Source organism: Acinetobacter sp. XS-4 (assembly GCF_023920705.1).
GTDB lineage: Bacteria > Pseudomonadota > Gammaproteobacteria > Pseudomonadales > Moraxellaceae > Acinetobacter.
In genome coordinates this window covers 539994-554107 of the sequence record NZ_CP094657.1, presented here as the reverse complement: position 1 = coordinate 554107, position 14114 = coordinate 539994, and the positions used below count along the sequence as shown (strand labels likewise).

At 40.1% G+C, this 14114-nt stretch carries 17 protein-coding genes; 11 read left to right on the top strand and 6 right to left on the bottom strand.

Going from position 1 to position 14114, the window contains the following annotated elements:
* Positions 1–36: 36 nt before the first annotated feature.
* Entirely contained in the window at positions 37–1938 is a 1902-nt protein-coding gene (gene secD, locus MMY79_RS02765) for a protein translocase subunit SecD (protein ID WP_252611808.1), read from the top strand.
* Positions 1939–1946: 8 nt separating this feature from the next.
* On the top strand, positions 1947–2912 hold the full coding sequence (gene secF, locus MMY79_RS02760; protein WP_252611806.1) for a protein translocase subunit SecF: 966 nt from the start codon (positions 1947–1949) through the stop codon (positions 2910–2912).
* Between the two features lie 64 nt (positions 2913–2976).
* On the opposite strand, the gene coaBC is transcribed toward secF, so the two are convergent.
* Positions 2977–4230, bottom strand: coding sequence for a bifunctional phosphopantothenoylcysteine decarboxylase/phosphopantothenate--cysteine ligase CoaBC (gene coaBC / locus MMY79_RS02755; RefSeq protein ID WP_252611804.1), 1254 nt, complete (start codon positions 4228–4230; stop codon positions 2977–2979).
* Between the two features lie 99 nt (positions 4231–4329).
* Between coaBC and radC the strand changes: the two genes are divergently transcribed.
* Positions 4330–5049: a DNA repair protein RadC gene (gene radC, locus MMY79_RS02750; protein ID WP_252611802.1), complete on the top strand. Its 720-nt coding sequence runs from the start codon at positions 4330–4332 to the stop codon at positions 5047–5049.
* Between the two features lie 61 nt (positions 5050–5110).
* Complete coding sequence (locus MMY79_RS02745) at positions 5111–6022, top strand: bestrophin family protein (RefSeq protein ID WP_005309531.1); 912 nt, start codon at positions 5111–5113, stop codon at positions 6020–6022.
* A 9-nt stretch (positions 6023–6031) separates the two neighbouring features.
* On the opposite strand, the gene MMY79_RS02740 is transcribed toward MMY79_RS02745, so the two are convergent.
* Positions 6032–6883 (bottom strand): PHP domain-containing protein, encoded by an 852-nt coding sequence (locus MMY79_RS02740; protein ID WP_252611799.1) that lies wholly within the window; start codon positions 6881–6883, stop codon positions 6032–6034.
* A gap of 44 nt (positions 6884–6927) precedes the next feature.
* On the opposite strand from MMY79_RS02740, the gene MMY79_RS02735 reads away from it, so the two are divergent.
* The 4 genes from MMY79_RS02735 to mnmC are packed head-to-tail and all read left to right on the top strand — an operon-like array spanning position 6928 to position 10249.
* Complete coding sequence (locus tag MMY79_RS02735) at positions 6928–7542, top strand: septation protein IspZ (protein ID WP_252611796.1); 615 nt, start codon at positions 6928–6930, stop codon at positions 7540–7542.
* Positions 7543–7576: 34 nt separating this feature from the next.
* On the top strand, positions 7577–7879 hold the full coding sequence (locus MMY79_RS02730; protein WP_005309522.1) for a YciI family protein: 303 nt from the start codon (positions 7577–7579) through the stop codon (positions 7877–7879).
* Positions 7880–7883: 4 nt separating this feature from the next.
* Complete coding sequence (locus MMY79_RS02725) at positions 7884–8354, top strand: hypothetical protein (RefSeq protein ID WP_252611793.1); 471 nt, start codon at positions 7884–7886, stop codon at positions 8352–8354.
* 23 nt (positions 8355–8377) lie between these two features.
* The gene (gene mnmC / locus MMY79_RS02720) at positions 8378–10249 is read left to right on the top strand and encodes an FAD-dependent 5-carboxymethylaminomethyl-2-thiouridine(34) oxidoreductase MnmC (protein WP_252611791.1); all 1872 of its coding nucleotides are present in this window, start codon (positions 8378–8380) and stop codon (positions 10247–10249) included.
* Positions 10250–10286: 37 nt separating this feature from the next.
* Here mnmC and MMY79_RS02715 read toward each other — a convergent pair whose 3' ends face one another.
* Complete coding sequence (locus tag MMY79_RS02715; RefSeq protein ID WP_016137240.1) at positions 10287–10601, bottom strand: rhodanese-like domain-containing protein; 315 nt, start codon at positions 10599–10601, stop codon at positions 10287–10289.
* 91 nt (positions 10602–10692) lie between these two features.
* On the opposite strand from MMY79_RS02715, the gene MMY79_RS02710 reads away from it, so the two are divergent.
* From MMY79_RS02710 to MMY79_RS02700, 3 genes are all read left to right on the top strand, one after another.
* Positions 10693–11181 (top strand): YajQ family cyclic di-GMP-binding protein, encoded by a 489-nt coding sequence (locus MMY79_RS02710; RefSeq protein ID WP_004638746.1) that lies wholly within the window; start codon positions 10693–10695, stop codon positions 11179–11181.
* Positions 11182–11216: 35 nt separating this feature from the next.
* Entirely contained in the window at positions 11217–11711 is a 495-nt protein-coding gene (locus MMY79_RS02705; protein WP_005036088.1) for a DUF4442 domain-containing protein, read from the top strand.
* 75 nt (positions 11712–11786) lie between these two features.
* Positions 11787–12293, top strand: coding sequence for an ester cyclase (locus MMY79_RS02700; RefSeq protein WP_252611789.1), 507 nt, complete (start codon positions 11787–11789; stop codon positions 12291–12293).
* A gap of 63 nt (positions 12294–12356) precedes the next feature.
* On the opposite strand, the gene MMY79_RS02695 is transcribed toward MMY79_RS02700, so the two are convergent.
* Genes MMY79_RS02695 through MMY79_RS02685 form a run of 3 tightly spaced genes read right to left on the bottom strand, consistent with a single transcriptional unit; the run spans position 12357 to position 14109 of the window.
* Positions 12357–12773, bottom strand: a complete 417-nt coding sequence (locus MMY79_RS02695; RefSeq protein WP_057105030.1) for an acyl-CoA thioesterase — start codon at positions 12771–12773, stop codon at positions 12357–12359.
* Between the two features lies 1 nt (position 12774).
* A complete protein-coding gene (trxC, locus tag MMY79_RS02690; protein ID WP_003655112.1) occupies positions 12775–13212 on the bottom strand; it encodes a thioredoxin TrxC in 438 nt (145 codons plus the stop codon).
* A complete protein-coding gene (locus MMY79_RS02685; RefSeq protein ID WP_005309502.1) occupies positions 13213–14109 on the bottom strand; it encodes an alpha/beta hydrolase in 897 nt (298 codons plus the stop codon).
* Positions 14110–14114: the final 5 nt, after the last annotated feature.

Here is a 14114-nt window from a genome sequence, read left to right as displayed (position 1 = left end):
GCTTTAGCACGACTTTTTCATTTAAGAAGAAAGCGAATGCGTTACCCTGCATGGAAATATTTACTGATTCTGGTTGTTCTGGTAATCAGTACATTATACGCACTGCCTAGTCTATATCCGGATGAGCCCGCCGTTCAAATTTCCGGTGCCAAAGCTGGTACCCAAATTGATCAAAGTGTGGTGCAAAAAGCAGAGCAAATTTTAAAAACAGCAAATATTGCAAGTCACGATAATACTTTTACAAATAATGCTGCCCTTTTGCGTGTCAGCTCTTCTGAAGCGCAGTTGAAAGCAAAAGAAGTATTACGCCGCGACTTAGGTGATCAATATGTTGTCGCCCTAAACCTTGCACCAACCACACCGGAATGGCTGCAAAAGATTGGCGCAAAACCAATGAAACTTGGTTTGGACTTACGTGGTGGTGTCCACTTCTTGCTTGAAGTAGATATGGACAAAGCCGTTGCCCAACGTATGGAAACCTCTGCCACCGATTTGCGTCGTCAGTTCCGTGAAAACAAGATCAAATTTAATAGCCTTGCATTAACAAACAATGTAATCACTGTTCAATTTGCTGACAATGCTGACCGTGATGCAGCAATGGATTTTTTACGTCGTAATGGGAATGAATATACCCAACAGGCATTAGCAAGCTCTACAGGTTCTACTTTAAAGCTTTCTTATACTGATGTACGTCGCCAAGAGATTCAGTCATATGCGGTAAACCAAAACTTAACAACATTACGTAATCGTATTAACGAACTTGGTGTTGCAGAAGCATTGGTACAAAGTCAGGGTAGCAACCGTATTGTTGTTGAATTACCGGGTGTGCAAGATACAGCTGAAGCTAAACGTGTTTTAGGCCGTACTGCAAACCTCGAATTCCGTTTGGTTTCTGACTCAAATGATCAATATATTGACCCATATACAGGTAAATATAATGGTCAACCGTTACCTCCGGGCACAGAAGTTTTTGCTTATGAGTCTTTAGATAGCGGTCGTCAACTTTTGTTGCAACGTAACCGTATCTTGACTGGTGAGCGTGTTCAAAATGCAAGTTCTGGCTTTAGCCAAGACTCTGGTGGTGCCGAGGTAAACATTACCCTCGACAGTGCTGGCGGTAAGCTTATGTCCGATGCAACTCGTAATGCTGTTGGTAAACGCATGGCGGTATTGTTCATCGAAAATAAGCAAAAAATTACTTATGTCACAGATCCTAAAACTGGTGCACAAACAGAAGTTCGTACTCCATATACTGAATCTGTAGTTATCAATGCTGCAACAGTTCAGGCCGTTTTAGGTTCAACTTTCCGTATTACTGGTTTAAGTTCTCCTCAAGAAGCATCAGAACTTGCATTAATGCTACGTGCAGGTGCTTTGGCTGCGCCAATGTATTTTGTTGAAGAACGTGTGGTTGGTCCAAGTCTTGGTCAAGAAAACATTGATAAAGGCGTATTATCAACTCAAATCGGCTTCTTGCTTGTTGCAATCTGGATGGTGGTTTTCTTCCGTCTATTCGGTTTAATCGCTAACTTTGCACTTGTGGTTAACTTGGCAATGATTTTAACAGTCATGTCATGGATTGGGGCTTCCCTCACCTTACCAGGTATTGCGGGTATCGTTATTACCATTGGTATGGCCGTCGATGCAAACGTATTGATATGTGAGCGTATTCGAGAAGAAATGCTCTGGGGAGCATCGCCCAAACAGGCCATTGTGGCCGGTTATGATCGAGCTTATAACACCATTTTTGACTCGAACTTAACAACGTTCCTCGTTGCTTTCATTTTGTTTGCAATTGGTACAGGCCCGATCAAAGGTTTCGCCGTAACATTAATGATTGGTATCGTATGTTCGATGTTTACTGCAATTACAGTGACTCGCGCAATTGTACAACTCATTTATGGTAAACGCCGTAATTTGAAAAAGTTGAGCATTTAAGGAGATCGATGATGACTAAAGTGACTCAACAAGATTCAAAACAATATGGACGTCCGGATGATGCAAAAATCATCCCGTTCATGAAGATTGCCAAACCTGCGGCAATCTTCTCGATCCTGATTACGTTAGCGAGTATTTTCTTTATTGTAACTAAAGGTCTTAACCTCGGTTTGGACTTTACAGGTGGTGTTTCAGCTGAGCTTAACTATGCTCAACCAGCAAACCAGTCTGAAGTCATTCAGGCACTCGACAAAGCTGGCTTTAAAGATGCTGTAGTACAAACACTTGGTAGCAATAAAGACTTACTTGTACGCATGCCTGTACAAGAAGTTAAGGTTGAAGATCTTAATAACGCGATTACTAAGGCTGTACAGTTACCAAACAATGCCGCAGAAGTTCATAAAGTGGACTCTGTAGGTGGTCAAGTTGGTAATGAGCTTTATGTTCGTTCTGCTGGTGCGGTTGCACTTGCACTTATTTTAATGTTGATTTACGTAACGATCCGTTTCGAGTTTAAACTTGCGATGGGTGCCGTGATGTCTTTATTCCACGACATCATCATTATTATTGGTGCTTTTGCATTATTCCAGTGGCCGTTTGACCTTACAGTTTTAGCTGCGGTACTTGCTGTTATTGGCTTCTCGCTGAACGATAACATTGTAGTATCAGACCGTATCCGTGAAAACTTCCGTAAAATTCGCGGTGCGACTCCTCGTGAAATCATCGATATTGCTTTAACCGAAACTTTACGTCGTACCATTCATACATCAATGACCTTATTGCTTGTAGTTCTAGCAATGATGTTCTTAGGTGGTGATGGTCTACACTGGTTCGCTGTTGCAATGTTTGTCGGTGTCTTTGTGGGTACTTACTCTTCAATTTATATCGGTACAGCGTTTGCCTTATGGCGTGGTCTTAACCGTCAGGACTTCATCGTTCAGGTTAAACCTGAATTTGAAGATGACATTCCTTAAGTTGGATAACGTAAGACAAATAAAAAAACCGCGATTCATTCGCGGTTTTTTTATTTAAAACATATTATTTACGGCGTAATGCATCCGAAATTGCTTCAACCAATTGTTGAGAGATTTCTTGTTTAGATGCTTTCTCTAACTCACGCTTTTTCATGTGATAGTTTTCAGCAAAGAAAACCGTCATCGCATTTTCATCAGAAGCAAAACCAATATCTGCACGTGACACATCGTTACATGCAATCATGTCTAGCTTTTTAGCAACCAGTTTTCCTGCCGCATATTCCTCAACATTTTGTGTTTCAGCTGCAAAGCCCACCATAAATGGACGTTTTGCCTGACCCGCAATAGTTGCCACAATATCCGGATTTTTTACAAGGGAAACATTCAACTCATCCCCTGCCTTCTTAATTTTATGCTCGGCAACTTCTGCTACGCGATAGTCTGCGACTGCGGCGGTTGCAATGAAGATATCGCAGCCTGTCTCTAACGAGTCCATACTGATATCTAACATTTGTCGTGCTGAGGCAACATTTACTCTTTTTACACCATTTGGTGTATCTAAACTGACAGGTCCAGCAATCAGAGTCACTTGTGCACCAGCAGCGTAACAAGCAGCAGCTAAGGCAAAGCCCATCTTACCGGTACTGTGGTTCGAGATATAACGAACAGGGTCAATCGCTTCACGTGTTGGCCCAGCGGTAATCACAACTCGCTTACCTGCCAGCAACCCAAATTTTTCAGCGATTGCACGTTGAGCTTGGTGGAAATAGCCAGCCACTTGCCTTGCAATTTCTTCTGGCTCTGGCATTCGGCCTAAACCAACATCACCACACGCCTGCTCACCCGCGTCTGGCATGATCACATGCACGCCATCTTCGACCAAGGTTTGTAAATTTCGTTGTGTTGCTTTAGCCGCCCACATTTGCTGGTTCATGGCAGGTGCAACCCAGACAGGAGATTTTGTTGCCAAAAACACTGTACTGAGCAAGTCATCTGCTAAACCATGCGCAAATTTTGCCAAAGTATCGCAACTTGCAGGCGCAACCAGTAATAAATCAGCCCAACGTGCTAATTCAATATGTCCCATTCCAGCTTCAGCCGCAGGGTCTAAAAGTTCAGTATGGACAGGATTACCAGAAAGAGCCTGAAAAGTTAGTGGGGTAATAAATGCCTGAGCACCATGTGTCATGACTACACGTACGTCAAAGCCATAATCTTTAAGGCGACGGACTAAAATGGCACTTTTATAGGCAGCAATTCCGCCAGTAACAGCTAAAACGATGTTTTTATGAGGAATAACACTTAGATCAAAGCTCACGAACAGGATACCTTACTGTTGCAGTGGCGCTCACAATAGCATTAAATACGCGCAGACCCAAGATTGATTGGGCAAACAAAATAAAATTTTAAGCGAATTATGCTGGGGAATATGAATACTTCTATTAAAAATTGGCCCGAACAAGAGCGGCCGAGAGAACGGTTATTACAACAAGGCCCTCAAAGTCTCTCTGATGCAGAGCTATTAGCAATTTTTCTTCGCTCAGGTTCAAGGCAACATTCAGCAGTCGAATTATCACGTTTACTGATTCAACATTTTGGTAGCCTAAATGCAGTATTTGATTCGTCGTTAAGCGAATTAACTCAATTTAATGGAATTGGAGCAACGAAATATTCTCAATTACTGGCAGTCAAAGAACTTGGACGGCGTTATCTCGATCATCACTTTCAGAAGAATAATCTTAGTCTTCACTCTTCTGATTTAGTTTTGGATTATTTACGCTATGAATTAAAAGGTGAAAAACAAGAAGTCTTTGCTGTGCTGTGTCTAGACCCAGAATTAAGAAAGCTCCATTTTAAAAAGCTATTTTTTGGTTCAGTGCAGCATTGTGCGGTCTCGGTTAATCAAACTTTACGCTACGCTTTACAACAATATGCTTGCCAGCTCGTAATTGCACACAATCATCCATTTGGTTCAGCACAGCCTTCTGCTGAAGATATTGCCCTAACTCAACAACTAGAACATGCATGCAAACTTGTCGAAATACATCTGCTGGATCATTTTATTATCTCTCCAGAAGGAAGCTTTTCATTTGCTGAACAACAACTGCTCAACCCCACTACAAGATCAGTTCAATAATATTGACAAAGCTTAACTAAGCCTAGAATATCGAAACAAAAATAGTGATGCTTAAAATAAAATGATTGTTCGTGATCAACCTAGTATTTTCAAAGTTTTATTCTCTTGGCGAGGGACGATTTTACCCAAAATTCTCCCCTCCTTAGGGTTTGTTATGTTGATCTCAGCAATCATTGGTGGCGTGGAATACATCAACCTTTATCGCTTTCCAGAAATTCCTTTGGTTGGTTTTACTCTGATTGGTGTCGTTCTTTCTATTTTCTTAGGATTTAAAAATACTGCTTGTTATGACCGTTGGTGGGAAGCCCGAAAATTATGGGGCGTTTTAATTGCAACTTCACGCCATTTTGATCGTGACTGTCGGATTTTGACTCAGGCCCGCCGTGAACGTGTCATTCAACATGTGATTGTTTTTGCCAATGTGTTACGTGACCGTTTACGTCGTCAGACAGCCAACCCAACTGAGTTAATACAAACTAGTGGTATGAGCCAGCAAGCACTCACCCAACTCTATCAGCAAAATAATGCCCCTCAATACACGCTGAGCCTTATTCACTGGGAATTATTACAAGCACTTAAAGAAGGTGAAATCTCTGACATCATCTATGCACAGATGAATAAAAATGTTTCAGATTTAAGTGTAGTACAAACTGGCTGTGACCGAATCGCCAATACGCCAATTCCATTTGCCTATTCAGTTTTGCTCAATCGCACTGTTTATTTTTTCTGTTTTATGTTGCCGTTTAGTCTTGGTTCATTGCTTGGTTTAGCAACACCTTTACTGGTTGGAATTTTGGCATATACATTCTTAGGACTTGATGCACTAAGCTCGGAAATTGAAGAGCCTTTTGGTACTCAAAGCAATGATTTACCTTTAGATGCCATGGTACGTAGTATCGAAATTGAACTTTTAGGAACTTTGGGGAAACCTACACCTCCTCCAATTCAAGCTCAAGATAACAACTTGCTCTAAAGGCACTATTTAGAGAAAACGCTCCCAAACACCTTGCTGATTAGCCGTTGGTTTAGGTGTATTTCCCAATTTAATCCATGGCATATTTTCACCATGAAAATCACTGCCAATCGATACAGCTAATTGATATTGCTCAATCATTCGATCAACCATCTGGCGAGTAGATAAGGTTTCCATGGGCGGAGGTAGCTCAATTGCGTCTCCACCTGAAGTTGCGAACAATTCAATTAAATAGCGTACGTTAGTTGCAGATAAATCATAACGGGTTGGATGAGCTAAAACTGCCAGCCCCTTACTTTCATGAATCACATCAATTGTTTCTTTTAACCCTAATCCTTCAAACTTTACAAAAGCACGTCTTCCCTCTTTTAAGAAACGATCAAATGCTTGTTGAGGACGGGTTACAACTTTCTTTTCGACCAGTGTTTTAGCAATGTGAGTTCTTGTCACTCGATCGGCCTGATCTTCTACTTTGGCCAGTACATCTTCATAAATCTGAAAACCAATACATTTTTCTAATAAATCGCAAATGACTTTAGCTCTTTGAGCTCGTATTCTTTTTTGTTGTTCTAATGCTTCTAAAATTGGTGCTTCATCTTGCATATTTAAAGCAACGATATGTACGCCATAACTCTTTTTAGTTGTTGGACGTGACCATTGACTAGAAATCTCTGTACCAGAAATGATTTTTAAATCATGACCTTGTGCAGCAATTCTAGCTCGCTGCAACCCATCCATTGTATCGTGATCAGTTAAAGCCAGAGTATGCAGATTCACATCGATAGCAGCTTGCACCAGTAATTCCGGAGACAAAGTTCCATCAGAAATATTGCTATGTGTATGTAAATCTATGCCTTGCATCTTTTATACTATGCCATTCACCAAACCTGATCAGATACTCTAACATGAAAGCACTTCTGGACTTTGTTCCATTAATTATTTTCTTCTATTTATATAAAACAGTTGATCCAGCTAACGCACAGCATCCTTTACTTAAACTGATCGGGTCTACTGGTGGTGTCGATAATAATAATATTCTTGTAGCAACTACTGGTCTAATTATTTCAATGCTCGTGGTATATGGTGCCCTATTTGTTTTCCAAAAATTCCGTCTAGATAAACAACAGTGGTTTGTGTTGTTTATGACTGTCATTTTTGGTGGCATCACCCTCATGCTAAGTGATGATTTCTACATTCGTCTAAAAGCTGCGATTTTAAATTTAGTTTTTGCAGGCGCATTCTTGGTTTCACCTTGGTTTGGTAAAGATCGTAAGCCACTCATACGACGTTTATTTGATCCTATTTTAGAGTTAAGTGAAAAAGGTTGGAAAAATCTAAACTTCGCTTGGGCTGCCATGTTTGTAGTAATGTCTTGTTTGCACGTGTTCTTTGCATTTTTATTTCACGGCGGAAAATATTGGGGCGAATTTACTGCATTTGGTGACATGATTGTGATGTTTTCATTTATCATTATTCAGTTCATTATTTTACGTAAGCATTTTAAGTCACCAGACGCTTAAAGTGGTTCCTGATTGATTATAGAGATACGATTACATGCCTTTTTTTGTTCTAAGCTGTACCGATAACGAAGGAACTCTAGAGAAGCGCTTAGCAGTACGCCCTCAGCATATTGAACGTTTGCAAAAACTTGATGATGAAGGTCGCCTTGTTACAGCGGGAGCTATGCCAAAAGACCCAAATGATCCTCAAGCAGGTTTCTATGGCAGCACCATGATTGTTGAATTCGACAGTCGCGAAGCATTAGATGAATGGTTAAAAGAAGAACCATTTCTCAAAGAAGGCATTTATGCCCATATTGATGTAAAACCGTTTAATAAAGCATTTCCAAAAGGGTAATCGCATGCAGCCTGCAATCAAAAGCTTTCTTGGCTTGTGTTTGATATGTTCAACTGCTGGAGCAGTTGAACCTGCTGCAACACCAGCAACACCTCCTCCAAGTGTGCCTTCAACTCCGGCCACTAAACCCGCTCCTACAGCAGCACCAACAGTTGTAAAAACAGCGACTACAGCTCAGCCACTTACAGCTGAACAGCTTGTAAAGAATAAACAACAGCAAGATGCGAAAATCAAAGCTTTGGTTCAAGATCAGGCATCTCGTTTAAAACAGTTAGAACATGCCAATCTTGAGGCTCTGGCTCAGAACCAAGAGTTACAGTTAAAAAATGATAGCCTCTCTGTTCAGGTTCAAGTCTTACAAAGCGAACGCAGCGCGCAAATGTTTTTATATGGTGCTGTTACCTTAGCTGGTGGCGTATTGCTAGGATTTTTTATCGCTAGTTATATTCATACAAAACGTCGACGCCAGTGGTAAATTCAAGCAACTTATTAAACCAAATGACCGTATCAAACCGTATTCAAACAGCAGAACTGGACTGGGAACTCATCGATGGTATCGAGGTTCCCGTTTCCAAACAATTTGGTGATGTCTATTTCTCTAAAGATAATGGCTTACTTGAAACACGACATGTTTTTCTAAATGGTAATGACTTATCAGAACGCTTAGCCAATCTAAAAGATTTTGAATATTTCAGCGTAGGAGAAACTGGTTTTGGTACTGGTTTAAATATTCTTGCACTCTGGCAACTTTGGCAACAAGTCCGTCCAGACAATCAAAGTCATTTACATGCAATTAGTGTTGAAAAATTTCCATTAAGTAAAGCTGACCTGATTCGTGCTTTAAATGTCTGGCATGAGCTTAAACCACTTGCAGAGCAGTTAATTGAACAATATCCGCTCCCTATTGCAGGGTGTCATCGCTTAACTTTTCCTAACGAGCGTTTTAGCATCGACTTATGGATAGGAGATGCACAAGAAATTTTCCCAAGCATGGCTAAAACTAAGACAGTAAATGCTTGGTTTTTAGATGGCTTTGCACCTTCTTGCAATCCAGACATGTGGGAACAAAACGTTTTAAACCATATTGTCCGTCTATCTGACTATGGCAGCACATTTTCCTCTTTTAGTGTCGCAGGTGTTTTAAAACGTGGGCTTAAAGCGCATGGTATTCGTATTTCACGTCCACGTGGTTTTCGGCATAAACGGGAAATGCTCAAAGCAATCTGGAATCCACCTCAATCTGATGATGAGCCCTCATTAAACCAAGTTCAGCCATTGGGTAACGGACAACAGCATATTGCGATAATTGGGGCCGGTATAGCAGGTTTAACTACGGCGTGGGCATTTGCAGCTCGCGGGCACCAAGTAACCCTATATGAGCAAACAGCCTCATTATCTGGTGCTTCAGGAAATCCTTTGGCATTGCTTAATCCAAAACTATGTCCAATTGAACAAAGCCATGAACATCTCATGACTTTAAGTTGGCAACATGCCTTAAATTTTTATAAAAATTTTCAAGCATTCCGTCCACTTCAAATACAACAAATCGCATTGAAAAATGCAGATGAGTTTCTCGATCTTGTAAATCAATATCCAACTGATGTTGTTACCCATTCTGCAAACTCACTTGAAACTACATATTCAAGTATTTCACTGACCAAAGCGGGCTCTGTTTCACCACATCAACTACGTGATGAAATTTTGCAACATCCTTTAATTGATCTCAAAATTGCCCATGTCACAGCACTGTTTCCTTTTGAAAATAAAGTTCAGTTGCAGGCTGGTAATGAGGTTATTGCGGAAGCAGACCATGTTGTTGTGTGCTGTGCACGTCAAAGCGCGACTTTTTTTGAAAACTATCCACAGTTAAAACCAATACGCGGACAAGTAAGCTGGGTTGATAATACATTTGCTCCCCTGCCGTTAAATGAAGCTTATAGCTATGGTGGGTATTGCATGCAACTTGATGCTTCACAGATGATTTTAGGTGCGTCTTTTTATCCAAATCGTGAAGATCAAGATGTACTTCCCGAAGACCATGTGCATAACTTTGAATTAATCCACAGCGTATTCCCTGCATATGCAGAAAAGTTACCATCACCTTCGACATGGCAAGGCCGTGCATCTATTCGCGCACAAAGCTTAGATTATTTTCCGTTGTTAGGAAAAATGCAGGAAAATAGCCGAATTGCTACTTTTGCCGGTCTTGGTTCAAAGGGCTTTCTATTTGCTCCGCTATGCAGTGAGATCTTAGTTGCCAAGATGTTAGGAGAAGCTTGTCCTGTACCAGACAGCTTATTACAAAAGTTGAATCCTCAAAGATTCCAAAAAAAAGTAAAACCTAAAAAGCCGTATTTCAAACCACAGTAGTTCTCTTCAATAAAAAAGCACCCTAAGGTGCTTTTTTTTATGCGCCCTGCTCTAGAGGCAAGCCAGCATCACGAGCTGCACGTGTCCCCCCCATCAGCACGACATATTCACGCGAGGCATCCAATCCTTCTAGTGTCTCAGCTGCACGAGGAGCTTTGCTACCACCACCACATAAAATATAAATCGGCTGACCCGCAGAGACCTGGTTCAAAATATCAGCATTCAAATCATTAATCGGGCGATTTACCGCACCTTTAACATGCCCTTCTGCATAAGCATTTGTATCACGGACATCCCAGATAACAGCATTTTCTGGGAATTCAAATGTTGTAATTTCTTGTTTACGGATCATTGTGCACTCCTTTGATGTAAACAACACTTGGCAAATGAAGAAAACCCTCTTAGCATCTCAAATATTCTTTCCCTTTGTAAAGGTCTAAACTATGCCTTCTTTCGATATTGTCTCTGAATTAGAGATTTTTGAAGTTAATCACGCTGTACAGAACACACAAAAAGAGATTGCAACACGTTTTGACTTTCGTGGTCATGATGTTTCAGTCGAAATAAACGAAAAAAATAAAGAAATTAAAATCAGTACCGAAAGTGATTTCCAGTGTGAACAAGTTTACAACATGTTAGAAAATCATTTTTATAAACGTAAAATTGATGTACAAGCACTTGATCCACAAAAAGCTGCTGCTTCAGGCAAAAATTTTGTACAAGTGATTAAACTTAAAGACGGTCTTGACTCAGATACTGCAAAAAAAATTAATAAAGCCATTAAAGAAAGTGGCGTTAAAGTGCAATCTTCTATCCAAGGTGACAAAATTCGTGTAACAGATAAAAAGCGTGACACTTTACAACAAGTCATGAATTTTTTACGTGAACAACAATTTGGTGTGCCATTACAGTTTAATAACTTTAAAGACTAATCTCTTGTCGTGACAGTCAAAGCTAAGGTAATTCCATGTCTCAATCCAATCGTCTATCAAAACTGGTAAAAGCGACTTCAAAATTCCCTAAGGGTATTCGGAGTACGCTTTGGAGCAAGGCGTTTGGTCGCATCGTACCAATGGTCGGTACAGCAAATATTCGCTATCTGGAAGTAGACTCAAACCATGTTACTGTCCGCCTAGAAAACCAGAAAAATATGCAGAATCATATTAAAGGAGTCCATGCAGCGGCGATGGCTCTTTTAGCAGAAACTGCAACGGGTTTTCTAACGGGTTTACATATTCCTGATAACCGCATTTTATTAATCAAATCATTGCATGTAGATTATTTAAAAGTGGTTGAAGGCGGTTTGACTGCTACAGCAACACTATCTGCTGAACAGCAAAAGTTTATTGCAGATAATGAAAAAGGTGAACTTGTGATTCCGGTTACTGTTATTGATGATGCAGGCAATGAACCAATCCAATGCCAAATGCTGTGGGCATGGTTACCTAAACGTAAGAAATAATAACTAATCTAAAGTACTTTTAGATTTTTATTTACCTCAAGATATAAAAATTATTTTTTGTATCTTGAGGTCAAAATGAAAAAAATACTGATTCTTTCCTCTTTATTTACCAGCTTAATATTTACAACAATAACGACTCACGCGAATGAACCTAATCTTAAAACCAGTAAAGTAACTTCGACCAAATCTGAAGCTATAGATAAAGTAAGTGCTCAAAACAAAAGAATAGTCATCGACTTTTATGAAGGCGTCTTTTTAAAACATAAAGTCAAAGAATATGCAGACCGCTATATTGGTCAACAATACATTCAGCACAATCCTAATGTGCCAGATGGAAAAGCACCCTTTGTTAATTTCTTCACTGAAAAATTCCAAAAGAACCCACAAGCTAAAAATGAAATTAAACGTGCGATTGCTGAAGGTAATCTTGTCGTTTTACACGTTCATTCCACTGAAAATGAAAAAGATCGAGGAAGAGCAATTATTGATATCTTTCGTGTCGAAAATGGAAAAATCGTAGAGCATTGGGATGTGATACAAAATATTCCAGAGCAAAGCAAAAATACAAATACGATGTTTTGATTCTAAAAATGAGTTCTTCGTCTAAATTAAAGCCTGAATACGAATATTCAGGCTTTATACGTTTTATTGAATATCTAAAAACTTTTGTCTTGCTTCTTCGGGTATTTGACGCTTATTACCTTTTACATCCACTGCTACAAAGGTAAAGACTCCTTCAGTAATACGTATTGGCTCACGAGAGTCATCATGACTATCCCAAACTTCAATTTGCATCTGAATAGAAGTATTTCCAACTTTTAAGATTTTGGTATAGCAGCTAATAACAAAGCCAACCTTTACCGGAACCAAAAAGGTCATTTGATTAATGGAAATCGTAGCACAGCGGCCACGACTGAAACGTTCTGCGTGAATTGCTCCAGCCAAGTCCATTTGTGACACAATCCATCCACCAAAGACATCACCACTCCAGTTTGTATCTGCTGGCATGGCAATCGTTTGTAAGGACAAAATTCCTTCTGGTTTGGTATAAGCTTCTGACACCTTAGCTCCCGAAATTCGTTTGAAGTTGTTGATCCAGCCACTGCTGCAATTCAGGCGCACGTAATGCACCGCTAATACGCGCGACCTCTGTCGTTTTATTCATTAAGACAAGTGTCGGAATACTTCTCACATGAAAAGCTTGGCTCAAGCGAGGAGATTCTTCGGTATCAATCTTGGCAAAAATAACGCCTGGATTCTGTTTTGCGACCTGCGCAAAATGTGGAGCCATCATTTTACAGGGTCCGCACCATTCTGCCCATAAGTCTATGAGAATAGGTAAATCACTATTCGTGATGTAGTTACTAAAATTTTGCTCATTTAGTTCAATAGGTGCTAGCGGTAGTAATGGCTGATGACATTGCCCACAGCTTGGTTGCTCAGGAAGTTTTTCTTCCGGAACTCGGTTTTTTGCACCGCACGATGCACATACAATAATCATTTACATCACTCCTATATGCTGATGTAAAAATTCTAATTGGGTTATCACTGCTTTTTCAAACCATGAACCATGATAAATATCAAAATGTTTCATATCCCATTCATGATAACTCACAAAAGGTGCAATATTTGTCGCAGCTTCGCGACTGGACTCAATAGGAATAAGTGAATCTTTTTGGGCTGCAATAAATAAAACCGGAATATTAATCTGACGTACAACCTGAATTGGACGGTATCGCATCAAATTAAAAAAGACACGAGCCGGGACTTCACCACTCCAATAATAGTCAGGGTTTACAATCGATAGATAGCCATAATAACTATCTGCTGTAGGCATAAAGCATAAATTATGTTGATCGACGACAGGTAATCTTTTGGGATTAAGCCCCATTTTTGATCCCATATAATCCTGACTTGATAACTTCAATGCTTGAGGATAGCGTTGCAAAGGATAGAGCTTGGCAGTTTCAGCACCATCTACATAAGGAATTTGTACTAAAATTGCCTGAATATTCTTTAATTCAGAAGCTAGGCTTAGCGCATATCCCCCACTTAAAGAAGTTCCCCACAGCACAATCCTTCGGTTATCTACAAGCTTACAGGTCGAAGCATATTGAATAACAGTCTTCCAATCTTCTAACTGGGAATTGATTGAGACCATTTCTCTAGGCTTGCCAGTACTCCCCCCCCAATATCGATAATCAAACAAAATAACAGCATAACCTGCTTGAGCGAACCGCTGAGCATATTGGATTAGTTTAAATTGACGCAACGCAGCAAAACCATGGGCCATAATAATTACGGCAGATTTCTTATTTGTTTTAGGAATATAAAAATCAGCTGCGATCGTTTCCTGACCACATGGAACATATAAAGGCTCAACCGTATAAGCGTGCATATGTG

Bases quoted from the DNA above. Each gene is read 5' to 3' on its own strand.
- secD (WP_252611808.1), top strand. From the start codon at position 37: ATGCGTTACCCTGCATGGAAATATTTACTGATTCTGGTTGTTCTGGTA.
- secF (WP_252611806.1), top strand. From the start codon at position 1,947: ATGATGACTAAAGTGACTCAACAAGATTCAAAACAATATGGACGTCCG.
- radC (WP_252611802.1), top strand. From the start codon at position 4,330: ATGCTGGGGAATATGAATACTTCTATTAAAAATTGGCCCGAACAAGAG.
- MMY79_RS02745 (WP_005309531.1), top strand. From the start codon at position 5,111: ATGATTGTTCGTGATCAACCTAGTATTTTCAAAGTTTTATTCTCTTGG.
- MMY79_RS02740 (WP_252611799.1), bottom strand. From the start codon at position 6,883: ATGCAAGGCATAGATTTACATACACATAGCAATATTTCTGATGGAACT.
- MMY79_RS02735 (WP_252611796.1), top strand. From the start codon at position 6,928: ATGAAAGCACTTCTGGACTTTGTTCCATTAATTATTTTCTTCTATTTA.
- MMY79_RS02730 (WP_005309522.1), top strand. From the start codon at position 7,577: ATGCCTTTTTTTGTTCTAAGCTGTACCGATAACGAAGGAACTCTAGAG.
- MMY79_RS02725 (WP_252611793.1), top strand. From the start codon at position 7,884: ATGCAGCCTGCAATCAAAAGCTTTCTTGGCTTGTGTTTGATATGTTCA.
- mnmC (WP_252611791.1), top strand. From the start codon at position 8,378: ATGACCGTATCAAACCGTATTCAAACAGCAGAACTGGACTGGGAACTC.
- MMY79_RS02715 (WP_016137240.1), bottom strand. From the start codon at position 10,601: ATGATCCGTAAACAAGAAATTACAACATTTGAATTCCCAGAAAATGCT.
- MMY79_RS02710 (WP_004638746.1), top strand. From the start codon at position 10,693: ATGCCTTCTTTCGATATTGTCTCTGAATTAGAGATTTTTGAAGTTAAT.
- MMY79_RS02705 (WP_005036088.1), top strand. From the start codon at position 11,217: ATGTCTCAATCCAATCGTCTATCAAAACTGGTAAAAGCGACTTCAAAA.
- MMY79_RS02700 (WP_252611789.1), top strand. From the start codon at position 11,787: ATGAAAAAAATACTGATTCTTTCCTCTTTATTTACCAGCTTAATATTT.
- trxC (WP_003655112.1), bottom strand. From the start codon at position 13,212: ATGATTATTGTATGTGCATCGTGCGGTGCAAAAAACCGAGTTCCGGAA.
- MMY79_RS02685 (WP_005309502.1), bottom strand. From the start codon at position 14,109: ATGCACGCTTATACGGTTGAGCCTTTATATGTTCCATGTGGTCAGGAA.